25 protein-coding genes are annotated in these 22,718 nt (G+C 71.6%); 11 read left to right on the top strand and 14 right to left on the bottom strand.

Annotated elements, in window-relative coordinates:
* Positions 1-25: 25 nt before the first annotated feature.
* The 3 genes from ACH4U8_RS19420 to ACH4U8_RS19410 all read left to right on the top strand — a co-directional run bounded on the left by ACH4U8_RS19420 (position 26) and on the right by ACH4U8_RS19410 (position 2,447).
* Positions 26-655 (top strand): hypothetical protein, encoded by a 630-nt coding sequence (locus ACH4U8_RS19420; protein WP_360305995.1) that lies wholly within the window; start codon positions 26-28, stop codon positions 653-655.
* 230 nt (positions 656-885) lie between these two features.
* A complete protein-coding gene (locus tag ACH4U8_RS19415) occupies positions 886-1,662 on the top strand; it encodes a VOC family protein (RefSeq protein ID WP_395778954.1) in 777 nt (258 codons plus the stop codon).
* Between the two features lie 98 nt (positions 1,663-1,760).
* Positions 1,761-2,447, top strand: coding sequence for a TIGR00266 family protein (locus ACH4U8_RS19410; RefSeq protein WP_360305991.1), 687 nt, complete (start codon positions 1,761-1,763; stop codon positions 2,445-2,447).
* Between the two features lie 31 nt (positions 2,448-2,478).
* Here ACH4U8_RS19410 and ACH4U8_RS19405 read toward each other — a convergent pair whose 3' ends face one another.
* Positions 2,479-3,240: an AraC family transcriptional regulator gene (locus tag ACH4U8_RS19405; RefSeq protein ID WP_395779520.1), complete on the bottom strand. Its 762-nt coding sequence runs from the start codon at positions 3,238-3,240 to the stop codon at positions 2,479-2,481.
* A 156-nt stretch (positions 3,241-3,396) separates the two neighbouring features.
* Here ACH4U8_RS19405 and ACH4U8_RS19400 point away from each other — a divergent pair, with 156 nt between their 5' ends.
* Positions 3,397-4,548 carry an MFS transporter gene (locus ACH4U8_RS19400; protein ID WP_360306443.1) on the top strand — a complete coding sequence of 384 codons (1,152 nt, stop codon included), beginning with the start codon at positions 3,397-3,399 and terminating at the stop codon, positions 4,546-4,548.
* A gap of 30 nt (positions 4,549-4,578) precedes the next feature.
* Positions 4,579-5,334 (top strand): HAD family hydrolase, encoded by a 756-nt coding sequence (locus ACH4U8_RS19395; protein WP_395778952.1) that lies wholly within the window; start codon positions 4,579-4,581, stop codon positions 5,332-5,334.
* Here the strand turns inward: ACH4U8_RS19395 and ACH4U8_RS19390 are convergent.
* Positions 5,300-5,752, bottom strand: a complete 453-nt coding sequence (locus ACH4U8_RS19390; RefSeq protein WP_360305985.1) for an RpiB/LacA/LacB family sugar-phosphate isomerase — start codon at positions 5,750-5,752, stop codon at positions 5,300-5,302. The genes ACH4U8_RS19395 and ACH4U8_RS19390 overlap by 35 nt on opposite strands.
* Before the next feature lie 52 nt (positions 5,753-5,804).
* Here ACH4U8_RS19390 and ACH4U8_RS19385 point away from each other — a divergent pair, with 52 nt between their 5' ends.
* Together ACH4U8_RS19385 and ACH4U8_RS19380 are read left to right on the top strand one after the other, a co-directional pair.
* Positions 5,805-6,665 carry a helix-turn-helix domain-containing protein gene (locus ACH4U8_RS19385; RefSeq protein ID WP_395778950.1) on the top strand — a complete coding sequence of 287 codons (861 nt, stop codon included), beginning with the start codon at positions 5,805-5,807 and terminating at the stop codon, positions 6,663-6,665.
* A gap of 152 nt (positions 6,666-6,817) precedes the next feature.
* The gene (locus ACH4U8_RS19380) at positions 6,818-7,225 is read left to right on the top strand and encodes a VOC family protein (RefSeq protein ID WP_395778948.1); all 408 of its coding nucleotides are present in this window, start codon (positions 6,818-6,820) and stop codon (positions 7,223-7,225) included.
* Positions 7,226-7,301: 76 nt separating this feature from the next.
* Here the strand turns inward: ACH4U8_RS19380 and ACH4U8_RS19375 are convergent, their stop codons facing one another.
* Entirely contained in the window at positions 7,302-8,144 is an 843-nt protein-coding gene (locus ACH4U8_RS19375) for a metallophosphoesterase (protein WP_395778946.1), read from the bottom strand.
* Between the two features lie 139 nt (positions 8,145-8,283).
* Here ACH4U8_RS19375 and ACH4U8_RS19370 point away from each other — a divergent pair, with 139 nt between their 5' ends.
* Entirely contained in the window at positions 8,284-8,760 is a 477-nt protein-coding gene (locus ACH4U8_RS19370; protein ID WP_395778944.1) for a GNAT family N-acetyltransferase, read from the top strand.
* 87 nt (positions 8,761-8,847) lie between these two features.
* Here the strand turns inward: ACH4U8_RS19370 and ACH4U8_RS19365 are convergent, their stop codons facing one another.
* From ACH4U8_RS19365 to ACH4U8_RS19350, 4 genes are all read right to left on the bottom strand, one after another.
* Complete coding sequence (locus ACH4U8_RS19365) at positions 8,848-10,416, bottom strand: MFS transporter (RefSeq protein WP_395778942.1); 1,569 nt, start codon at positions 10,414-10,416, stop codon at positions 8,848-8,850.
* A 135-nt stretch (positions 10,417-10,551) separates the two neighbouring features.
* Positions 10,552-11,106, bottom strand: coding sequence for a TetR/AcrR family transcriptional regulator (locus tag ACH4U8_RS19360; RefSeq protein ID WP_395778940.1), 555 nt, complete (start codon positions 11,104-11,106; stop codon positions 10,552-10,554).
* A 54-nt stretch (positions 11,107-11,160) separates the two neighbouring features.
* Positions 11,161-11,682 (bottom strand): pyridoxamine 5'-phosphate oxidase family protein, encoded by a 522-nt coding sequence (locus ACH4U8_RS19355; RefSeq protein WP_395778938.1) that lies wholly within the window; start codon positions 11,680-11,682, stop codon positions 11,161-11,163.
* A gap of 69 nt (positions 11,683-11,751) precedes the next feature.
* Positions 11,752-12,411, bottom strand: a complete 660-nt coding sequence (locus ACH4U8_RS19350; protein WP_395778936.1) for a hypothetical protein — start codon at positions 12,409-12,411, stop codon at positions 11,752-11,754.
* Positions 12,412-12,648: 237 nt separating this feature from the next.
* On the opposite strand from ACH4U8_RS19350, the gene ACH4U8_RS19345 reads away from it, so the two are divergent.
* Together ACH4U8_RS19345 and ACH4U8_RS19340 are read left to right on the top strand one after the other, a co-directional pair.
* Positions 12,649-12,939 carry a hypothetical protein gene (locus ACH4U8_RS19345; protein WP_360305968.1) on the top strand — a complete coding sequence of 97 codons (291 nt, stop codon included), beginning with the start codon at positions 12,649-12,651 and terminating at the stop codon, positions 12,937-12,939.
* 33 nt (positions 12,940-12,972) lie between these two features.
* Positions 12,973-14,124, top strand: a complete 1,152-nt coding sequence (locus ACH4U8_RS19340; protein WP_360305966.1) for an epoxide hydrolase family protein — start codon at positions 12,973-12,975, stop codon at positions 14,122-14,124.
* Between the two features lie 137 nt (positions 14,125-14,261).
* Here the strand turns inward: ACH4U8_RS19340 and ACH4U8_RS19335 are convergent, their stop codons facing one another.
* Both ACH4U8_RS19335 and ACH4U8_RS19330 read right to left on the bottom strand, forming a co-directional pair.
* Complete coding sequence (locus tag ACH4U8_RS19335; RefSeq protein WP_360305964.1) at positions 14,262-15,329, bottom strand: CNNM domain-containing protein; 1,068 nt, start codon at positions 15,327-15,329, stop codon at positions 14,262-14,264.
* Positions 15,326-16,753 carry a hemolysin family protein gene (locus ACH4U8_RS19330; RefSeq protein ID WP_395778934.1) on the bottom strand — a complete coding sequence of 476 codons (1,428 nt, stop codon included), beginning with the start codon at positions 16,751-16,753 and terminating at the stop codon, positions 15,326-15,328. The genes ACH4U8_RS19335 and ACH4U8_RS19330 overlap by 4 nt, the downstream gene beginning before the upstream one ends.
* 546 nt (positions 16,754-17,299) lie before the next feature.
* Here ACH4U8_RS19330 and ACH4U8_RS19325 point away from each other — a divergent pair.
* Positions 17,300-17,503 carry a hypothetical protein gene (locus ACH4U8_RS19325; protein ID WP_158695784.1) on the top strand — a complete coding sequence of 68 codons (204 nt, stop codon included), beginning with the start codon at positions 17,300-17,302 and terminating at the stop codon, positions 17,501-17,503.
* A 99-nt stretch (positions 17,504-17,602) separates the two neighbouring features.
* Here the strand turns inward: ACH4U8_RS19325 and ACH4U8_RS19320 are convergent, their stop codons facing one another.
* From ACH4U8_RS19320 to ACH4U8_RS19300, 5 genes are all read right to left on the bottom strand, one after another.
* On the bottom strand, positions 17,603-18,253 hold the full coding sequence (locus ACH4U8_RS19320; protein WP_360305960.1) for a response regulator transcription factor: 651 nt from the start codon (positions 18,251-18,253) through the stop codon (positions 17,603-17,605).
* On the bottom strand, positions 18,217-19,530 hold the full coding sequence (locus ACH4U8_RS19315; RefSeq protein WP_379992250.1) for a sensor histidine kinase: 1,314 nt from the start codon (positions 19,528-19,530) through the stop codon (positions 18,217-18,219). The genes ACH4U8_RS19320 and ACH4U8_RS19315 overlap by 37 nt, the downstream gene beginning before the upstream one ends.
* 125 nt (positions 19,531-19,655) lie before the next feature.
* Positions 19,656-20,396 carry an alpha/beta fold hydrolase gene (locus ACH4U8_RS19310; RefSeq protein ID WP_395778932.1) on the bottom strand — a complete coding sequence of 247 codons (741 nt, stop codon included), beginning with the start codon at positions 20,394-20,396 and terminating at the stop codon, positions 19,656-19,658.
* A 91-nt stretch (positions 20,397-20,487) separates the two neighbouring features.
* Positions 20,488-21,627, bottom strand: coding sequence for a magnesium and cobalt transport protein CorA (locus ACH4U8_RS19305; RefSeq protein WP_395778930.1), 1,140 nt, complete (start codon positions 21,625-21,627; stop codon positions 20,488-20,490).
* A 191-nt stretch (positions 21,628-21,818) separates the two neighbouring features.
* Entirely contained in the window at positions 21,819-22,715 is an 897-nt protein-coding gene (locus ACH4U8_RS19300; RefSeq protein WP_395778928.1) for an SDR family oxidoreductase, read from the bottom strand.
* Between the last annotated feature and the right edge of the window lie 3 nt (positions 22,716-22,718).

Here is a 22,718-nt window from a genome sequence, read left to right as displayed (position 1 = left end):
CCCCGAGGCTCGTGGGAAGGACGTCATGACGAGGTACCCGGGTCGACCGGCGTGGACCACGACGCTGCTGCCGGTGACCGCCTCGGCACTCGTGCTGTTGCTGGCCGGATGTGGGGGGAGCGGCAACGAGAGCACGAGTGCCTCGGCCCCGTCGAGCGCGGCAAGCGGTGGTGGGGACGCCGGCAAGGCGTACACCGACTGCCTGCGTGCGAACGGGGTCGAGGTACCGACGGGTCGACCGGACGGCGGCAACCGTCCCCCGGGCGCGGGTCGCCCGACCAGCCGCCCGTCCGGTCGCCCGTCGGCCCGCCCGAGCCGACCGGCCGGTGAACGGCCCACCGGGTTCCCGAGCGCTCGGCCCGACCCGCGCTCGACGGATCCGGCGTATCGCAAGGCCGAGGAGGCGTGCGCGAAGCTGCGCCCCTCGCGGGGGCCGGGCGGCGGTACGGCCGGCCCCCGGCGCGCCGGCAACTCGGCCGCCGAGGCGTTCGCGGGTTGCCTCAAGGACCATCGGGTCGAGCTGCCGGCCGGTGGGGCCGCCGCACTGGACCGGTCCGACCCCAAGGTCGCCGAGGCGCTGAAGACCTGCGAGGCCCTGCTGCCCTCGGCCCCGGCGGCACCCGCGGGCACACCCACGGCGGCGCCGACGACGTGAGCGCGGGCCGCCGTGAGCGGGTCGCGAGCCACACGGTGGCACGCGGTCGCGGGTCTGGCATGTCGCCGACGGTAGCGATCCCGACGGACGGGGCATTCGGTAGAGCCGCGTGTGATCGGTGCCGGACGCCCCGGTCCGAAGCGATGAGTTCTTCGGGCCGCCCCGGTCCACCTCTACACAGGCGATATCGCGATCCGTACGGCGATCGACCCACTGGAGAGTGACCAGTCATGCTCACGACCGATTTTGCCCCCGGCGCCCCGATCTGGATCGACCTCGGGGTGCCCGACATTCCGGCGGCCGGCGCGTTCTACGGCGACCTGTTCGGATGGGACCTGGAGATCACCGGCCCGGAGACCGGCGGCTACGCGATCCTGCGCAAGGGCGGCAAGAGCGTCGCCGCGCTCGCCCCGCTGATGGACGTGAGCGCGGCCCCCGCGTGGTCCGTCTACTTCCGCACCCCGAACGCCGACGCCACCACCAAGGCGGTCGAGCAGGCCGGCGGCCGGGTGCTGCTCCCGCCGATGGACGTCATGGACATGGGAAGGATGGCCGGGTACGCCGATTCCACCGGCGTGGGCTTCATGGTGTGGCAGCAGGGCACGAACAAGGGCCTGGAGTTGGTCCAGGACGTCGGCGCGCTGTGTTGGACCGAGCTGTACACCCCGGACCGGGTCGCGGCCACCGGCTTCTACCACTCGGTGTTCGGCTGGAACTACCAGGACTTCCCCTCGCCCGCCGGCGTCTACAGCCTCGCCTACCCGGGCGAGAACGTGGACGCCATGCAGGGCGGCGTGATGGAGGTCGACCCCGGACAGACCGCCCCGCAGTGGCAGATCTACCTCGGCGTCGACGACTGCGACGCGTCGTTCGCCCGGGCGATCGAGCTCGGCGGGACCGAGCTGATGGCGCCCTACGACATCCCGGACGTCGGCCGGATCGCGATGCTGGCCGACCCCTTCGGCGCCCGCTTCGCGATGATCAAGGGCATCCCGCCGGCCCGGTGAGCCGGCGGTCGCGGGCGCCGACCCGATCGGGTGACGCGAGTCGCCCGGTCGGGCCGTTTCGGTCGGTGCGCGGTCCCGGCCCGTGTCACGTTCACGGGATGAGAGTCGAAGTCAGACACGGTCCCGCGTTCGCCGCCGCCCGCTGCCGGCTCGATCCGGGCGAGGCGATGCGGGCCGAATCCGGTGCGATGATGGCGCACAGCGCGGGCGTGGACATCTCCGCCAAGGTCGAGGGCGGCATCATCCGCGGGCTCAAGCGCAGTGTGCTCGGCGGCGAGTCGTTCTTTCAGACCACGTTCACCGCACCCGCCCAGGGCGGCTGGGTCGACGTGGCCACCGCGCTGCCCGGCGACATCGCCAATGTCACGCTGACCCCCGAGGTGCCCGAGTTCCTGCTGACTCGGACCAGTTGGCTGGCCAACTCCGCCGGCGTGCGGATCGACACCCGCTGGGGCGGCCTGCGCAACCTGGTCGGCGGCGAGGGTGGTTTCCTGGTGCACGCGTCCGGCCAGGGCGAGGTGATCATGGGCTGCTACGGCGCGCTGGACGTGCTCGACCTGGAGGCGGGAGAGCAGGTCGTGGTGGACACCGGCCATGTGGTCGCGTACTCGCCCACGATCACCTTCACCACCCGCCGGGCCGCGCGCGGGCGGACCATCGCGTCGGTCACCTCCGGCGAGGGCCTGGTCTTCGACTTCACCGGCCCGGGCCGAGTGCTCATGCAGACCCGCAACCTCTCCGCCTTCGCCGACTTCGTCACCGGCCTGCCGGGCGTACGCGGCTGATCCGCCGCGCCCGGGAGCCCCGGGAGTGTCTTCAATCCTCCGCGCGGTGCGCGCCCGGGGTGTGTCCGAACGCGCGGCGGAACACGTCGATGAAGGCGCTCGCCGAGGACCAGCCGCAGCGGTGCGCGACGGCGGTCACCGGTACGTCCTCGGCGAGCAGGCACAGCGCGTGGTGCAGGCGCAACTGGGTGCGCCACTGCGGAAACGTCATGCCCAGCTCGGCGGCGAACAGCCGGGTCAGCGTGCGCTCGCCGGCTCCCGCCGCCACGCCCAGCGCGGCGAGTGTGCGCCGATCGGCGGGATCGGCCCGCAGCAGCTCGCACACCGCGACCAGCCGCGGATCCCGCCCGACGGGCAGGTGCAGCGCCTGCTGCGGGGTGTGTCGAAGCTGGTCCAGGAGCACCGCCAGGATCCGCGAGCCCTCGTCGGTGCCCTCGAGTTCGGGCCGGCTGTAGGCGATGATCAGCTCGCGCAGCAGCGGACCGACCGCGAGCACGGCGGGCCGCTCCGGGGCCGGCGGGTCGGCGTCGGCCGGGATGCCCACCGCGTGCAGGACCGTCCGCCCGTGCGCGCGATGCCGGTGCACGGTGCCCGCCGGGATCCACAACGCGCGCGTGGGCGGCGCGACCCAGCTCCCGGCGTCGGTGGCCACCGACAACACGCCGCGACCGGCGTAGACGATCTGGTGCACGTCGTGTCGATGCGCGGTCACCTCACCGCCCGCGGCCAGGTGCCGGGTGGTCGTGATCGCCCCGGCTCGCGGCTGGGCGGGGGATTGGCTGGAGATCGGCATCATCCGGCAGATTATCGGAAGCCCGCCGCAGCCGCCGGCTTCGATCATCGACAGGTGAGCAATCCCGTACCCACCGAACACTCCGCCGCCCGCGAAGGCTCCGGCGTCGCCGAGCCGTCGACCCCGGTGACCGCCGCCGATCGCCGCGCCATCCCGATGATGGCGATCGGCCACGCCACCGTGGACTTCTACCAGGGCGTGGTGCCCTGCCTGGTCCCGTTCCTGGTGGCCGAACGGCATTACGGCTACGTCGCCGCCTCCGGCATCGTGTTGGCCGCCACCCTGCTGTCCTCGATCGTGCAGCCGCTGTTCGGCGCGCTCACCGACCGCTGGACCATGCCGTGGCTGATCCCGGTCAGCACGACCGGCGCGGGCCTGGGCATCGCGCTGGCCGGGCCCGCCGACTCGTACCCGCTCACCTGGCTCGCCATCGCGCTGTCCGGAATGGGCGTCGCCGCCTACCACCCGGAGTCGGCCCGGCTGGCCCGGGTGGCCTGCCGGGGCAGCCACGTCGCGATGGGCTGGTACTCGCTCGGCGGCAACATCGGCTTCGCGCTCGCGCCGATCGTCGCCTCGCCGATCCTGTCCGCGGGCGGCCTGAGCGCCACCCCGTGGCTGTTGTTGCCCGCGGTCGCCGGGGTCCTGGTGACCGCGTCGGTGATCCGCCGGTTGGCCCGACACGCGGCCGCGACCCGTGCCTTCGCCGGTCCGCGCCGGTCGGACGACTGGTCCGGCTTCGCCCGGCTGTCCGCCGTCATCGTCTGCCGCTCGATCGTCTTCATCGGCCTGAGCACCTTCATCGCGCTGTACGCCGAACACCACACCGCCGGCGGCTCGACGGCCGGCTCCATCGCCTTGTTCACCCTCTTCGCGGGCGGCGCGATCGGCACCGTGCTGGGTGGCCGACTGGCCGCGCGCCTGGGCCGGGTCCGCACCCTGCGCGGCGCGTACGCGGCCTCCGTCCCGGCCACCGCCGGCATCGTGGCGGCCCCCGGGCCGGGCCTGTACGTCTTCGCAGCGGCCGCCGCGATCGCCCTCTACATCCCGTTCTCGCTGCACGTCACCCTCGGCCAGGACTACCTGCCCAACCGGGTCGGCACCGCGAGCGGCGTCACCCTGGGGCTGGCCGTCAGCATCGGCGGCGTGGCCACCCCCGCGATCGGCGCGCTCGCCGAACTCACCACCCTGCGCGTGGCGCTGACCCCACTGATCGCGCTGTGCGCGCTCGCCTGGTTCCTGTCCCGGAGCCTGACCGACCCCGAGCCGCAGGCCCCGCGCAGCACCCCGACGCCGGTCGCGAAGGAGTAGGTCCGGCGGCTTGTGGGGACCCGGACGATCATGATCCTTCGTGCCCTGGCCCTCGACTTCGGCGACACCCTGGCCGTTCCCGGGCCCGATCCGGACGGCCGCACGGTGGTCGAAGTGTTGCGCGGGATGCCCGCTACCGACATCCCCGACACGTTCGCCGCCGTCTTCGACCACGTGCATTGCATCACCCGCGCGGGCGACCGGGTCCGGGACGAACACACCTCGTTCGCGGACGAGATCCGGCACGCCGCCGCCCGGTGCGGGGCGCGCGTGCCGGACCCCGAGGCGGTCGCCGGGCCGGTCTTCGAACGTGTCCCCGACTCGCGGGTCATCGGCCGGGCGGCCGAGGCGTTGCGGCACATCCGTGCCCGCCGCGACCTGGTGTGCGTGCTCGCGTGCGACACCCAGCGCCCCGAGGCGGTGCGCCGGCGCACGTTGGCCCGGGCGGGCATCGAGGCATGCTTTGACGCCGTCGTCCTGTCCTGCACGATCGGCCTGCGCAAACCGCATCCGGACTTCTACGCCGAGGTCGAGCGCGCGTGCGGCGTCGCGCGCGAGCAGATCATGTTCGTCGGGAACACCCCGAGCAAGGACGCCACCGCCCCGCACCTGTACGGCATGCAGGCGGTGTTGATCGCGCCGACCGGACGCCCCGCCGGCCTGGCCGAAGAGATCGGGGTGATCGGCCACTTCGCCGACCTCCCCGACTACCTCGATCGGGCCGTCCCGGACGCAGCGGCCCCGGGGGGAATCAGCCCCGGATCTCGGCCACCCGCTCGACGTTGAGCACGTCGGCGATGTCCTGGCTCTCGGCCGTGTCGAACCACGCGTCCAGGATCTCGACCAGCATCGGCCCCGAGGTCAGCCGCAGGCTCAGCGCGAGCACGTTGGCGTGGTTCCAGCGCCGCGCGCCGGCCGCCGTGGCCGCGTCCGTGCACAGCGCCGCCCGGATCCCGTCCACCTTGTTCGCCGAGATCGAGGCGCCCGTACCGGTCCAGCAGCACACGATCGCCTGATCGGCCCGACCCGCCGTCACCTCCCGCGCGGCGGCCGCGCTCACCGGCGCCCAGTCGTCGGCGAACTCCGGCCGGTGTGCGGGGTCGAAGGCGCCGAAGGGCAGCACCTCGTGCCCGCGCTTGCGCAGTTCGTCGGCGAGGTAGACGCCACAGCCCTTGATCCGGTCGGCCGAGATCGCGATGCGCATCGGACACTCCTTGGTCGGTGCATTGTCGGTGTGGGGTGTGAGACTGGAAAGCATGGTCCCCACGGACACTCTGCACGTGACCCGACACACCTCCGCGTTCGGGTCGATGGAGACGGTGTTCGGGCCCGCGCATCCCGCGCTCGCGCCGCTGATCGGGGGTTACCTCGGCTACGACGAGCACACCCTCGCACCGCTGCGCCGCCGTGAGCCGGCGACCGGCTCGATCACCGTGATCATCGGCTTCGCCCCGGTGCGGGTGTGGTCGCCCCGCGACGCGCGCTACGGACCGGGCAGCACCGGCTCGTTCGTGGCCGGCCTGCACGACGGGCCCGCGATGGTGGAGCACGACGGTCACCAGGCCGGCATCCAACTCGACCTCACCCCGCTCGGCGCCTACACGTTGCTGGGTCTGCCGCTCGCGGAGATCGCCGACCGGGCCGTGCACCTCGACGACCTGCCCGGGTGGGACGTGGGCGCGCTGGTCGACCGGTTGCGGTCCGCTCCCGACTGGTCCGCGCGGTTCGCGCAGTTGGACGAGATCCTGTTGCGTCGGCGCGAGCGGGGTCCGGTGGCGCTGCCCGAGGTGGTCCGCTGTTGGGAGCTGATGACGGCCAGTGCGGGCCGGATCGAGATCACCGCGCTGGCCCGGGAGACCGGTTGGAGCCGGCGCCACCTCGGCGCGCGTTTTCGCGAGACGGTCGGCCTGCCCCCCAAGACGGTGGCCCGGCTGTTGCGGTTCGAGCACGCGATCGCACAACTCGACGGTCCGCCGCGCGGCCTGGCGCAGATCGCCACCGAGGCGGGCTACTACGACCAGGCGCATTTCAACCGCGACTTCAAGGTGCTCGCCGGCTGCACTCCAGGTGCCTACCTGGCCGCCCGGATGCCCGCCGGGGGCGGCCTCCTGGCCTGACGGCGCCGGTGCCGTCGTTCCCGTTTATCCAATACCGCGCGAGGTCACTCGCCGGAGACTGGCATCGACCACCCGGCAGGAAGCGGAAGCGACACACCGCAGCCGAGGGCGTCCGGTGGCATTCGGCGACATCCGGCCTCAAGGAGCGCACCATGAGCGACAAGACCCTGGTTTCCGACCTGATCCCGACACTGCGCTACAACGACGCGACGGCGGCGATCACCTTCCTGGAGAACGCGTTCGGGATGAGCACGGTCATGGTGGTTCCCGGTGACGGCGACACGGTGATGCACGCGGAGCTGACGATGGGCAACAGCATGATCATGCTCGGCACCAACCTGCCCGAGGGCTGCGGCGAGCAACTGCGCTGGCCGGTCGGCGGCTCGGCCGTCTACGCGATCGTGGACGGCGATGTGGACGCGCACTGTGCCCGGGCGGTGGCGGCGGGCGCGACCGTGGTGCGCGAGCCGAAGGACGAGGACTACGGCGGTCGCGGCTACACCGTGCGCGACCCGGAGGGCAACCTGTGGAGCTTCGGCACGTACCGCCCGCAGGTCTGACCCGTCGGCACGGTTCGGCCGGTGGGTTTCGGCGGCGACACGGGGCGCCGCTCGGACCGCACCGGCCGAACCGTGCTCAGCCCTCGTGCGCGGCGAGGTAGCGGTCCACCTTCGCTCGTTCGTAGGCGTACACCGGCTCGATCGGGCCGACCGGCACGAAGGTCGCCGTCGCGCAGTCCTCGTACAGGTCCACCCGGGTGTAGCCGACGCCCGCGACCCCCTGGTAGGTGCCGGCCGGCGGGAACACGTCGGCGCGGTAGGCGACGGCCGGCGCCGCCCACACCGGCACCCCGGCCAGCACACCGCAGGTCGCGTGGTGGTTGTGGCCGGTCAGCACGATCCGCACGTCGGTCCCGGCGATCACCGCGCCCAACCGGGCCGGGTCGCGCAGCGAGAGTCGTTCCAGGAACGCGAGCGGCGTGGGAATCGGCGGGTGATGCAGGCCCAGTACCGTGCCGCCGGCCGCCGGTGTGGCCAACTCGGCGCGCAGCCACTGCAACTGATCTTCCGTCAGATCGCCGGAATGGCTGCCGGGCGTGGTGCTGTCCAGCATGATCACCCGTACCTCGCCGGCCGTGTGCACGAAGTCGTGCGGTTCGGTGGACGCGGGTGTGCCGAGCAGTCCCTCGCGAAACGCCGCGCGATCGTCGTGGTTGCCCATCGCGTACAGCGCCGGCGCGCCGATCCGCGGTCCGGCCTCGGCCAACAGCGCCCGCAGTCGTCGATAGGCGCGCACGTCGCCCGTGTCCGCGAGGTCGCCGGTGAACAGGAGGGCGGTGGGTGCCAGCTCGGCCTCCTCGACCGCCGCGAGCGCCTGCCGCAACTGTTCGGTGGTGTCCAGCCGGTCGAGCAGCAGCTCGCCCTCCGGGACCAGGTGCACGTCGCTGAACTGGACCAGCGTGTGGCGCGGGATACGCACGGCAATCCTCCTGCGGGCAGGGTGACGAGACACGTGTCACCCGGGGAGGCACAGTCCACCGTCGATAGACGACAAGGTCAAGCACTTCTCCGGCCGACCTGCCGCCGATCCGATCGAACGCACGGGCTAGCGTCTTTCCGTGGAGATCAAGACTCTGGGGTACGACCACCCCGACGTGCGCAAGTTGGTCGCGGATGTGCAGCAGGAATACGTGGTGCGGTACGGCGACCCCGACGAGTCGGCCGTCGATCCGGCCGACTTCCTGCCGCCGGAGGGCCTGTTCTGCGTGGCCTACCAGGACGGCGCCCCGGTCGCCAGCGGCGGCTGGCGGGCCCGAGGCGCCGCGGACGACGATCCGAGCCTGCGGGCGGGCGACGCCGAACTCAAGCGCATGTACGTGGTGCCGCACGCGCGCGGGCGCGGCCTGTCCCGGGTGATGCTCGCGCACCTGGAGGACTCCGCCCGGGCGGCCGGGCGACTGCGACTGGTCCTGGAGACCGGCGACAAGCAGCCCGAGGCCATCGCGCTGTACCGCTCGTGCGGCTACACGCCGATGGCCGGGTTCGGGTACTACAAGGACTACGAGAGCAGTCTGTGCTTCGCGAAGGTGCTCTGACCGGCACCGCCACGACGTGGCCCGGGGCGCCGCGACGCGTCGACGGGGCCGGTGCCGGGATCGATCCCGGCACCGCCCCCTCGGCCGTCAGTGCTCGACGTCCGACCCGGCCGTGCGCGCGCCGCGCAACATGAACCAGGACGCGATCGCCGCCGTGAGCAGGACCGCGGCGCCCGCGCCGGCCGCGATCCGCAGGCCCTCCAGGAACGCGTCGTTCGCCGACCGGGTCAGGTCCGCCGCCACCGGACCGTGCACCGTCCCGGCCGCCTCCGCGGCACCCGCGAGCGACTCGCGCGCACCGGAGGCCGCGTCCGAGGAGACGCCCTCGGGGATGGTCACGTGCCCCCGGTAGATCCCGGTGACCACCGAACCAAGCAGCGCGATGCCCAGCGCCGCACCCAACTCGTACGCGGTCTCCGAGACCGCGGAGGCCGCGCCGGCGTTCTCCTTCGGCGCACTGCCCAGGATCAGGTCGGCGGTGACGGTGAACGAGAAGCCCGCGCCGACCCCGACCAGGAGCAACACCCCGCCCAGGTACGGATACGGCGTGTCCCGGGACAGCGCGGTCAGCGCACCCAGGGCGAGGCCGATCGCGGTCAGGCCGCTCGTCACCACCACGCGCGGGGTGAGCCGGCGTGCGGCCATGCCCGCGAGCAGACCCGAGACGATCGCCCCGACCGTGGCCGGCAGTTCGGCCAGGCCGGCCTGCAACGGGCTGCGGCCCTGGACCAGTTGCAGATACTGGGACAGGAAGAAGATCAGCCCGGACATGCCGAACACGGTGAGCAGGTCGGCGAGTACCGAGCCGCTGAAGGCCCGGTTGCGGAACAGCCGCATGTCCAGGAGCGGCACCGGCAGCGACAACTGCCTACGGCCGAACCAGACCAGCGCGCCCACACCGATCACCAGCGCCACCCACACGTCCCAGCGCAGCAGGCCGTGCGAGGCGGCCTCCTTGATCGCGTAGACGGTGGCGATCATGCCCACCAGCGACAGCGCCGCGCTGAGCATGTCCCACGGACCCGGATTCGGGTTGCGCGACTCCGGCAACATCTTGATGCCGACCACGATCAGCACCACCATCACCGGCAGATTGATCAGGAAGACCGAGCCCCACCAGAAGTGTTCGAGCAAGAAGCCGCCCACCACCGGGCCGAACGCGGCACCGGCCATCGACATCGCACCCCACACGCCGATCGCGAAACTGCGCTCGCGGGCGTCCGGGAAGATGTTGCGCACCAGTGCGAGCGTGGACGGCATCAACGACGCACCGGCCACACCCATCGCGACGCGGGCCGCGATCAGTGCCTCGGCGCTGGGCGCGTAGGCGGCCAGCACGGACAGTGCGCCGAACGCGGCCGAACCCCACAGCAGCAGCTTCTTGCGGCCGATCCGGTCGCCCAGGGTGCCGGCGGTGACCAGCAGACCGGCGATGACGAACGAGTAGACGTCGCCGATCCACAACAACTGGGTGCCGGTCGGTTCCAGGTCCTCGCTGAGGAAGGGGATCGCCAGGCCGAGCACGGTGGCGTCGATCGCCACGAGCAGTACCGACAGGGTCAAAACACCCAGGGCGATCCAGCGGCCCGGCGCGCCCTTGGCGGAGCCGCCGGTGCCGGTATGAACGGGGGTCGAGGAGGTGGTGGGACTGGCCATGATCAGGATTCCAAGCCAAGAGACGGGTCGGCCGAGTGGATCGGCGGGAGAGTTGCGGTGGAGCGGGTGCGGTGCCGAGCGGGCGGCGTGGGCGGGCGGCGGAGGCCGATGCGCACCCGAGCCGGATCGCTCGGATCAGCCGGGCGGGCGGCGGGCGGCGCCGCCGAGCAGGAGTTCGGCCACCGAGCGGGTCGCGTCCCGGCCGGCGAGCCGGCCCTCGTGGACCGCCCAGCCGGCCGCGGCGACGAACGAGAACAGCGCCTCGGAAACCCACTGCGCGGTCAGGTCCACCCGCATCGAGCCGTTCTCCTGGCCGCGTCGGACCGCGGCGGCGACCTGCTCGTCCATCACGCTCCAGGCCTGTTCCAGGCCCGGGTCGCCGACCAGCGAACTCTCCCCGTACAGGAACGCCAGGTATTCGGCGCACGGCATCAGCCGGTCCACCAGACCGCGCAGCACGGCGGGGACGTCCTCGCCGGTGGTCAGGTCGGCGGCGTCGATCGCCCGACCGATCTGCGCCGAGGCTTCCGTGCCGAGCGCGGCGATCAGCGCCGGCCGGCCCGGGAACATCCGGTGCAGCGTGGCCCGGCTGATCCCGGCGGCTCGGGCGATGTCGTCCATGGACGACGCCGGTCGCCGAAGCAACAGGGTGACGGCGGCGCGCAGTACGTGCTCGTTGTCGGTGGGCATGGATCAACTCTAGCCCAGATGAGACAACTATGTCTCATGATTAATGGGAGGGATTCAGCCGGCACCCTGTGGTGTCAGCTCCGGTCGCGGCTCCTGCCAGGTCAGCACCGGCTCGACGACGCCGCCCCGCAGCGCCGCGCCGGGGAAGATCCGCAGCCGCCACGGCGACAGGCGCATCACCGCGAAGCCGGGCGACAACGGGTGCTCCCAGCCGGGCACCCCGGCTCCGGCGGGGTCGTAGCCCAGCGGCTCGGGAGTGTCCCGGAACAGGTTCCACACCCGCTCGCGGATCTCCGGCTCGAAGAGCAGATCCGCGCGACACTCGGCTGCGCACGTGTCGTGCGAGGGCGACCAGTAGTTGCACGACACGAACGGATTGCGGGCGATGTGGGTGCGCTTGGTCGCGGTGGGGGCGGTCGCCACCCAACCGGTCAACCGCCCGTGCTCCCATACCCAGTACGGGTGCAGGATCCGGGTCCGCGGCCGACCCGCGCCGTCCACGGTGGCGATCGAGGCCCACACGATCGAGTGGGCCATGGCGATGAAGGCCGGGGCCGCGGTTTCCAGATCGGTCATGGCGGCAACCCCTGTTCGTCCCGACGGTCCGGTACCTCACCACCCATACTGTCGTGAACGCGCGCGACCCTAAAGGCCCGGCGGGAAGTCGTACGAGGCCGGCGGCCTGATCCGGACCTTGTCGTCCTGGTACATCACCGAGATCTGATCGTGCGGACGCAGCTCGATCCGGGCCGGATCGCCGCTGATCGACACGCCGTTCAGGTAGGTGCGGTAGGTGTGCGTGGCGTCCGGGGTGAGCGCGCCCAGGTGGGTCTCGTCCAAGCGCACGTTCCACATGGCGAACAACTGGCCCAGTACGAAGCGGGCGTTCGCGTCGTGGCTCTCCACGTGCAACACGCCGCTGTTGTCGTGCGTGTGCAGATCGGCCAGCAGTCCGGTCCTTCGATCGATGCCGATATCGGGCGCGACCTCGACCCGATTCAGGCCGACGAAGATGTCCAGGTGCACGTGGAAGTGCTGTACGGCGCCCTCCATCGTGTCCAGATTCAGACCCGCGTCGGCGCCGCGCCGCGCGCTGTCCGCGGGCACCGGCCAGGGCGGCAACTCGGCGTTGTCGGCGGCCTTGGGCCGCGGCAGCGGACCCTGCGGGGTGCCACGCTCGGGCAACGTGATCGGCCCGGGGCCGGGCGCCGGCTCGTGGGCGGACACGGGCGTGCCGGCGGCGAGCGAACTCAGGGTCAGGAGCACGGCGGCGACGCCGACCCCGTTGCGCGGGTGCGGGTTCATCGGGACCTTCCGGGGGCGGAGGAGATGAACAACCTGCCGGTCCGTCGGCCGGGACGAAAGCCGACCGGGCATTTCGGCCCCGGACTTCACCCATACGGAGCACCCGCGCCGGGGAGGCGATCCGAGCCGGGCCCGGCCCGCGCCGCGCACGGCCGGGACTGAGCCGGGCTTTGCCGGGCAGACATGGGGCGACCCACCCGCGGGTGGTCCGCGGGTGTCCCTAGGGGGCCGGAACCAGTGATACGCACCAGCCGCCGGCAGCGGCGCATCGAGAACGCGAGCCCCTGGTTCGTCCGACAGCGGTGGATCCTGCTCCTGCTCCTGGTCCTGCCACCGATCGGCGCGGTGCTGATGTGGCTGGTCACCCGCTGGACGCCGATGACCAAAATCGTGCTGTCCGTGGTCGCGGCGCTCTGGTGCGGGGCCCTGGTGATCGGGTTGAGTACCGACCTGGAGACGCACGACAAGAGCCCCGACCCGGTCGCGCCGATCGTCGACGACGGTCGTGGCCCGCAATCGTCTCCGTGACCCGATGCCCGCCACGGATGGAGTTCCCGGTCGATGCCCCTGCTCCCGTCGCACATCACGCCGTTCCGGATCGACATACCCGACGCCGACCTGATCGACCTGCGGGAGCGCCTGGCGCGCACCCGCTGGCCCGACGCCGAACCGGTGGACGACTGGTCGCAGGGCATCCCGCTGGCCTACACGCGCGAGTTGGCCGAGTACTGGCGGACCACCTACGACTGGCGCAAGACCGAGGCGCGGCTGAACGCGTACGCCCACTTCAAGGCGCACATCGACGGCCTGGGCGTGCACTTCCTGCACGCGCCCTCGCCGCATCCGGACGCGCTGCCGCTGATCCTGACCCACGGCTGGCCCGGGTCGATCATCGAATTCCTGGACGTGATCGGGCCGTTGACCGATCCCGTCGCACACGGCGGCGACGCGGCGGACGCGTTCCACGTGGTGGTGCCCTCGTTGCCCGGCTACGGCTTCGGCGATCGACCGGCCGAGACCGGCTGGGGAATCGACCGGATCGCCCGGGCCTGGGCCGTGCTGATGGCCGACCTGGGCTACGCGCGCTACGGCGCGCAGGGCGGCGACTGGGGCTCGATGGTCACCGCGTCGATCGGTAGGCAGGACCCCGAGCACGTGCTCGGCATCCACCTGAACATGCCGGTGGCGATGCCGGACGCGGCGGCGATGAAGGATCCGACGCCGGCCGAACGACAGGCGCTGGCCGACCTGGGCACCCACTCCGAGTGGGGCACCGGCTACAGCAAGATCCAGTCCACCCGGCCGCAGACGCTCGGCTACGGGCTGGCCGACTCACCGGTGGGCCAACTGGCCTGGATCGTGGAGAAGTTCCAGCAGTGGACCGACTGCGACGGCCACCCGGAGAACGCGCTGTCCCGCGATCACCTGCTGGACAACGTGATGGTCTACTGGCTCACCGACACCGCCGCGTCCTCGGCCCGGCTGTACTGGGAGAGCTACCGCAACCCCGATCTGGCCGAGGTCGGGGTCCCCACCGGTTGCTCGATCTTCCCGCACGAGATCATCCGCTCCTCGCGCCGCTGGGCCGGGAACCGCTTCACCGATCTCCGCTACTGGAACGAACTCGACCGCGGCGGTCACTTCGCCGCCTTCGAACAACCGGAGACCTTCGTCGAGGAGGTCCGCCGCTTCTTCCGCCTGATCCGCGCGTAGCCCCGGCGCGCCCCGACCCGACCCGTCGCGACGGGCCGGGGCGCGGGTTCGACAGGCGACCGGCGGCGCCCCCAGGCCGGGTGTGGCGCCGGGAAGGTCCCGTCCGACCGGGGTCGGACGGGACCTTCCCGGGCGGGTCATGCCGTGCCGGCTCCGAGGACGCTGCCGAGGAGGTCGTCGAGACCGACCAGGCCCAGCAGCGTGCCGTCGGCGGCGTGCACCAGGGCCAGCGACGCGCGGCGTTCCTGGAGGGCGGCCACGGCGCGCTGGATCGGGGTGTCCACGCTCAGCGTGAGTACCGACGTGGCCAGCTCGCCGGCCGTGTTGCCGGAGCTCTGCGTGCGCGAGGTGAGTACCTTGCGGATGTGCACGACGCCGGACAGCGTGCCGTCCGCGCTCCGCACCAGCAACCGGTTGCGGCCGTTGCGGCGGGACATCGCGACGATCTCGTCCGGCCCCGCGGCGGCCGGCACCGAGTCGATCTCGGCGGCCGGCACGACCAGTCGGGCCAGCGGTTCGGTGTGCGTGCGCAGCGTGCCGGAGAGCACGTCGTGCGACGAACCGTCGATCAGGCCGAGCCGACGGGACTCGCCGACCAACCGGCGCAGCCCCTCCGCGTCCTTGGGGTGGGACAACTCGTCCTTGGGGTCGATCCCGGCCAGCCGCAGGATCGCGTTGCTGACCCCGTTCATCGCCAGCAGCAGCGGCCGCACCACCCGGGTGTAGCCGCGGAAGGACGGCGCGAGCACGAGCGCGACCTTCTCGGGGCCGGCGATCGCCCACGACTTGGGCGCCATCTCGCCCAGCACCATGTGCAGGATCACCACGACCACCAGCGCGATCGCGAACGCCACCGCGTGCCCCGCCGCGGCCGGCATGCCGACCGCGTCGAAGAGCGGATCGAGCATGGTGGCGATGGCCGGCTCGGAGACGATGCCCAGGCCCAGCGAACACATGGTGATGCCGAGTTGCGCACCGGCCAGCATCAGCGACAACTCGCGCACGCCGGCCAGGGCCGACTTCGCGCCGCGCTTGCGCTCGGCGACCAGCGCCTCCAGGCGATGCCGGCGCGCGGCCACCATCGCGAATTCCGCCGCCACGAAGAACGCGTTGCCCACGAGCAGCGCGATGGTGATGGCGATCGCCGGCCACAGCCCAAGCTCCAGCGAGCCCAGGCCGCCACCGGAGGCCAGGGTCGGGGTCACGCGGTCACCTCCGTGTTACGCCCGGAGCGCCGCTCGGCGCTCCATTCGGAGGCGTTGCGTGGGAACGAGGGAGCCGAGGTCAGCACCCGGATCCGGACCAGCGCCGGCACATGCCGCTCGACTTCGAGCACCTCGATCTCGGTGTAGCGGATCGGTTCGTCGTCCTCGTCGGCCGCGCGCCCGGCGCGTACCTCGTCGGGGTCGGGCACCCGGATCCGGTCGCCCACCTCGGGCAGTCGGCCCAGGTGCGCGATGACCAGGCCACCGAGCGTGTCGTACGGCCCGTCGGGCAGCTCCGCGCCGACGATCCGCTCCGTCTCGTCCACCCGCAGCCCCGCGTCCAGCCGCCACCAGCCGTCCTCGGGCTCGGTGTCGACGGGGTCCTCGTCGTCGCTCTCGTCGGCGATCTCGCCGACCAATTCCTCGGCCACGTCCTCGTAGGTGACGATCCCGGCCAGGCCGCCGTGCTCGTCCAGCACGACCGCGAACTCCTCGTGCGCGGTCCGCAACTGTTCGAGCAGCGAGGCCAGCCCGGCGGTGTCCGGGACGAGCAGCGCGGGCCGCGCGATCGACCCGGCGCTCACGTGCGCGGCGTCCTCGGGGGCCACCTCCAGGAGGCAGGCCACCCCGACCACGCCCAGCACGTCGTCCACCCGCTCGCCGACCACGGGATAGTGCGAATGGCCACACTCGGCGACCAACTCGATCAATTCGGCGGCGGTGGTCTCGGCCCGCACCCGGACCACGTCCGGACGCGGCACCATCACCTGGTCCACGGTCAGGTCGCCGAAGGCGATCGCGCGGCGCAGGATCCCGGACAGGGCCGGATCCAGGTCACCGTCCCGGCCGGCCTCGTCGACGATGTGCGCGAGTTCCTCGGTGGTGGCGCCGCCGTGCAGTTCCTCGACCGGTTCGATGCCGATCGCCCGCACGATGCGGTTGGCCAGCGTGTCGAACAGGCGGATCAGGGGACCGGCGACCTTGAGATAGACCAGCGTGGGCCGGCCGAGCAGGATCGCCACCCGCTCGGGCTCGGCGATGCCCCAGTTCTTGGGGACCAGCTCGCCGAGCACCATCTGGATCGCGGTGGCCACCGCGAAGCCGAGGATCAGCGAGATCACCGGAACCGCGCCGTCGGGAACGGCGACCAGATCCAGGAGGGGGGAGATCACCGCCGCGAGCGCGGGTTCGGCGATGAAACCGACCAACAGGGCCGTCACGGTGATGCCCAACTGGGCACCGGACAGCATGAACGAAAGTCGCCCCATCACGGTCGTCGCCCGGGCTGCGGCCTTGTCACCGGATTCGGCACGGCGACGCAGCAGGCTCCGATCGGCCGCCACGTAGGCGAACTCCTGGGCGACGAAGAAACCGGTACCGAGGGTCAGTACGACGATCGCCGCTATGCCAAGAGCCGCGGTCATGAGACCGCCTCCCGGACGTCGCGGCTTCGATCACAGTCTCGGGAGGGACCGGTACTAGGGGGGTCCGTCTCTTGGGCGGACACGCACGCTCCTTGCTCAACGGGCAATTCGGGGTCAAACACTTACCACGCCGAACGTATCATCGTGCGCGCTTGTTCCCCGGAGCCGGTCGCGGAAGCGTGCGAAGGGCGTCGGATTCGAACCGGTAGCAAAAGATGCTTGGCTTTATGCTCCGCGTCATGACAATCTGTGCTTCCTCGAACACCGTGTGGTGATCGAGGCCCGTCGAGCACGTGCGACCCGCGTGCTGCGGCGAGGGAAGTACAGAAGTGCGGCGCCTTCTGCCACAGGCGTCGCGAAGTTCATCCGTACGGGGGAGCGACCCGCGCCTTCCCGTCCGGAAGATTGGTACCGGGAACCCGCACCGCCGCAATGACGTTGACAACATCAGACGGGGGCAGCGTGTACGACAGCAGCCCTGATCCGGCCGACGCCGGCTCGCCCGAGGTGCCCGTACCGGACCTCCCAGCGCGCGAGAAGGAGACCATGCCTCGCACACTCGACGACTACGCCGTGTCGCTCGCCGCGTTGAAGGCCTACGACATCACCGGTGTTCGTCCACGCGACCTCCGCCGCTTTCGTGACTTCGGAGAACTGCCGGACGGCGTGCCCGAGGCCGTCGTCCTGCGCGCCCAGCGCATCGTGGAGGAGGAACGGGACCGGTTGTTGCGGTTGACCACCGGTTCGTGAACACCCGCAGTGCCCGCACCACCCGCGCGCAGGCCCGCGCGGTCGTCCGGGACGAGAGCGATGCCGATCCGCCGCTCCCGTGTCCCGTTCCGTCGCGGTTCAGCCGTTGCCGTTGAGATAGGCCAGGACCGCGAGCACACGCCGGTTCGTCTCGTCCGACGTGTCGATCGAGAGCTTCGCGAAGATGTTGGTGGTGTGCTTGCTCACCGCGCCCTCGGAGACGAACAGCCGGCCCGCGATGGCCGCGTTCGAACAACCCTCGGCCATCAACTCCAGCACCTCGCGCTCGCGCGGCGTCAGCCGGCCCAACGGTTTGTCCCGCACGTTGCGGGCGAGCAGCTTCGAGATCACCTCGGGGTCCATCGCGGTGCCCCCCGACGCGACCCGGCGGACCGCGTCCACGAACTCGTCCGTGTTGAACACCCGGTCCTTGAGCAGATAGCCGACCGCGCCGGTGCCGTCCGCGAGCAACTCCCGGGCGTACAACTGCTCCACGTACTGCGACAACACCAGGATCGGCAGCCCCGGGACCTGCCGACGGGCCTCCAGGGCGGCCTGGAGGCCCTCGTCGGTGAAGGTCGGCGGCAGTCGGACGTCGACGACCGCGACGTCCGGCTTGTGTTCCACCAGAGCCCGGAGCAGTTCCGGACCGTTGTCCACGGCGGCGACGATCTCGAAGCCGTGGGCCTGGAGCAGGCGGACCAGCCCGTCCCTCAGGAGGGCGAGGTCTTCCGCGAGGACAAGTCGCACGGCAGCTCCATGATCACAGTCGTCGGGCCGCCCACCGGGGAGTCCAGGGCGAGCGTTCCGTCGAATGTATCGAGTCGCCGCTCGATGCCGCGCAGTCCCGTGCCCTTCATCAGATCGGCGCCGCCGACGCCGTCGTCGGTGACGGTGATCCGCAACTTGCCGTCCTGGTAGGTCAGATCGATCTCGACGTGCTGCCCACCGGAGTGCTTTGCCGCATTGGTGAGCACCTCGGTGACCGCGAAGTAGGCGGCGGACTCCAGCGGGAGCTCGGGGCGCGCGGGCAGCGCGACCTTGACGTTGACATCGAGCGGGCTCTCCAACGCCACCGCGCGCACCGCGTCGCCCAGACCTCGGTCGGAGAGCACCGGCGGGTGGATGCCCCGGACCAGGTCGCGCAGTTCGTGCAGGGCCTTGGCGGACGCGGCGCGGGTCTCGGCGAGCAGGATGCGGGCCGCGTCCGGGTCCGTACCGAGCAGCGCCTCCGCGGCGCCCAGGTTCATGCCCATCGCCACCAGGCGGGCCTGCGCGCCGTCGTGCAGGTCACGCTCGATCCGGCGCAGCTCGGCTGCCGACGCGTCCACGGCGTCGGTCCGGCTCTCGGTCAAGTGCTGGACCCGCAGCGCCAGTTCGGCCTCCTTGGTGGGGGCGAGCAGGGAGCGGTTCCACAGCGCGTTGACCCGGGCGAACCAGGGCGCGACGGCCAGGCCGACGACCACCTGGATCGCGCCCCAGGGCAGCGCGAAGCCGGCCCGCTGCGAGCTGTCCACCTTGATGAACGTGTACCACTGCGGATCGACGTGCCGGTAGGCCACCTCCCACAGGAACGGCATCAGCACCCCGTGCAGGCCGTTCACGATCAGCAACATCGGGAAGCAGGCCAGCAGCAGGCTGGACGGCAGGTAGAGCAGCCCCCACAGCAGGTCCCGCCAGGTGGCCCCCTCGGTGATCAGTTGCCGGGTGCGCCGCCACAATCCGGTCACCCCCTTGCCCGGGGGGCGCCGTCGGTAGGGGACGGCGATCGGGACGCCGGACCACGAGGTCATCGCGGTGCGGGTCAGGTTGGCGGTGGCACGCAGCAGCAGGATCGCCGGCACGAACAGCACCATGCCGACACCCAGCGGCACCAGGGCCATGAACACGATGCCGCAGATGAACAGGGCGAGGGCCGGCACGGAGAGGAAGACCAGCACGAAGCCCTGGAAGGTGGACGACAACGCCCGACCGAACCGCCAACGCGTCGCCGGTGGATCGGCGCTGTGTGGCGTGAGCGTGCTCATAAGGGGGTCCTCCCGTGGATGTGCCGTGTACCGCTGGTGGCACCAGTGTGTCGGGCGGCGACCGTGCAGGTCACTGGGGAGGCACCCCGCGCGGGGGTGGGGCTGGGCCCACCCCCGCGGGCCGGTCAACCGGCGATGTCCGCCAACAACCGAGCCAGTTCCTCGGGCCGGGAGAACATTGGCCAGTGGCCGGTCGGCAGGCCGTGTACGTGCCGCTCCTCGGCCAGCGCGAACTCGGCCATGAACGGGTGCCCCTGCGCGACCATGACCTCGACCTGCTCGGCCGGGAACAGGCAGCTGATCAGGTGCGCGGGCACCTTGAGCCGGGCCGGGTCGCCGACCCGCTCGGCGCCGGTCGCGACCGCGTACGGCTGCGCCACCGAGCGGGTGCGCAGCAGCTCCAGGTCGGCCGGGGTGAGTCCGTCGAGCATCTCGGCGTCGGTGGTCGGATCCCACGGGTAGGTGTAGCGGCCGTCGCCGCGCTCGGCCACCTCGGCCTCGATCCGCTCCCGCTCGGCGGGCTCGCTCAGGTCCAGCAGCGAGACGCCCTCGGCCACCGGGCCGGCGTCCACGTAGACGATCCGGGCGATCCGGTCCGGGATCCGGTCCAGTGCCTCGTAGGCGGGGAACGCGCCGCCGGAGTGGGCGGCCAGGACCACGTCGGTGAGGTCGCGCGAGGTGATCTCCTCGACCAGGGCGTCGGTCTGCGTCGCGAGGTCGATTCCGGTGGCGTCGGCCGCCTCGTCCGCCAGGCCCGGCAGCGTCACCGCGAGTACGTCGTGCCCGGCGGCCCGCAGCGGTTCGGCGACCCGGTCCCACGCCCACGCGCCGAGCCAGTAGCCGGGAACGAGAACGATGTGCGCCATGGTGGTGCTCCTCTGGTGGTTCGGGTGCTTCCCTGCAAGAACGATCCTGGACCGGATACCTGACAGAACACGACAGGTTTCCGCGCCGGGCTCAGAGCCAGTTCCGGCGCTTGAAGATGAGGTAGAGGACCACGCAGACCAGCACCATCAGGCCGACCGCGAAGGGGTAGCCCAGGCTCCAGTGCAGCTCGGGCATGTCGTCGAAGTTCATCCCGTACACGGTGCCGATCAGGGTCGGCGCGAACAGGATCGCGGCGTACGCGGAGATCTTCTTGACCTCCTCGTTCTGGGCGTTGCTGGCCGCGGTGAGCTGCCGCATCTCCTCGTTCTGCGTCTGGGTCACCACGATCGCGTTGACCCGCATGATGCCTTCGAGGAGCTGGCGGAAGCCGGCCGCCCGTTCCACCGCGATCGTCGCGTGGTCCCGGACGTCGCGCAGGTAGCGCCGCAGCTCCTGGTCCACGTGGTACTTGTCGAAGCCGGTGGACAGATCGGTGAGCATGAGCAGCAGCGGTCGGGTCGCGCGCTGGAACTCGATCACCTCGCGGGAGAGTTCGTAGATCCGTCGGGACACGTTCGGGGCGCCGAGGAAGGCTTCCGCCTCGATCTCGTCGATGTCGTTCTGCAGGCCGCCGACCACCGGGGCGTAGGCGTCCACGACGCTGTCCAGGATCGCGTACAGCACCGCCTCCGGGCCCTGGCGCAGGAGTTCGGGCCGGTCCTCGACCCAGCGGCGGACGGCGGACAGGTCGGGGGACTCGGAGTGGCGGACGGTGACCACGAAGTTGGTGCCGAGGAAGACGTGCAGCTCGCCGAAGTCGACCTCCTCGACGTCGTCGAGGTAGCGGGCCGCGCGCAACACCACGAACAACGTTTCGCCGTAGCGTTCGAGCTTGGGCCGCTGGTGGGCCACGATCGCGTCCTCGATGGCGAGCGCGTGCAGGTCGAACTCGTCTGCGGCGGAGAGGAGTTGGCTCTCGGAGGGGCGGTAGAGCCCGATCCAGGCCATCGCGCCGGGCCGGGCGTGCAGTTCGCGGTAGGTGTCGGCGAGCGTGCTCGGGGAGGCGGCCCGTACCCCGTCCACGTAGATCGCCGCGTCGATCAGGCTGTGTTCGACGGGTGGCGGCTCCGGGGCGTCCGCCGCCCGCGGGTCCATCGAGCGTTCCGGTGCCTCCGGGGGTTCGCTCGCCCCGTGCCTGCGGGCGCGGAAGGACAGACGCCGATCGGGCATGCGGGGCTCCGGGACACTGGGCGGCGAAGAGCACGGACGTGACGTCGGGCCGGTCGCGCCAGGAAATCGCGACCGACCCGACCATCGTATTGTCCATTTTTCCGCGCAGATATCACGGATTTATGCCATTTGGCGATTCGGTGGACGGGACACCGGAGCACGCTGTGTTCGCCGGGCCGCCCGGATCGGGCCTACGGCAGCTCGAACGCACCCTTGCCCATCTGCTGCCGCACGGTGACCACCGGCGGGTTGACCAGACCGCGCCGCTGCCAGTTGGCGCCGTCCACGACCAGGGTGTGGCCGGAGACGAAGCGCGCGTAGGGCGAGGCCAGGAAGGTCGCGGCCCAGCCCAGCTCGCGCGGTCGGCCGACTCGCATCGCGGGTTGGCAGGGGTCCTTGTCGTGGGTGCGGGCGAGGTTGCCCTTGATGTCGGCGGTCATGTCCTCGTGGGGGAACAGGCCGGGGACCAGGCCGTTGACCTGGATGCCGTAGGGGCCCCATTCGACGGCCAGGGTCTCGACCATGTTCTTGACGCCGGCCTTGGCGGCGGCGCTGTGGGCGAAGCCGGGGCCGCCGGTCCACGCGTAGGACGCGCCGATGTTGACGATCGAGCCGGGGGTGCCGGCGGCCAGGTGGCGGCGGGCGAACTCGCGGGCGCAGAAGTAGGTGCCGTTGAGGGTGATGTCCACGACGGTGCGCCACGCGTTGGGGGACATCTCCTCGGCGGGCACCGGGAAGTTGGCCGCGGCGTTGTTGATCAGCACGTCCGGGAGTCCGAACGTGTCGACGGCCGCGTCGAAGGCCGCCTCGATCTCGGCCGGCTCGCGGATGTCGCAGGCCACCGTGCGCACCTTGGCGCCGGCCTCGGTCAGCGCCTCGCGGGCCGCCTCCAGGTGGTCCTCCTTGCGGCTGGCCACCACCAGGTTCGCGCCCAGTCGGGCGAACTCGATCGCGATCGCCTTGCCCAGACCGGTGCCGCCGCCGGTGACGAACACCGTACGGTCCGCGTAGGTGCCGGGCGGCAGCGCGGCGGCGCCCAGGGCGGGCGGTTCGGGCAGGCCGATGATGCCGTCGGATGCCTCGGTCATGAG

This window comes from Embleya sp. NPDC020886 (assembly GCF_044333915.1).
Taxonomy (GTDB): Bacteria; Actinomycetota; Actinomycetes; order Streptomycetales; family Streptomycetaceae; genus Embleya.
Note: the sequence above shows the minus strand (reverse complement) of the source record. Positions and strands in the feature narration are given on the sequence as shown.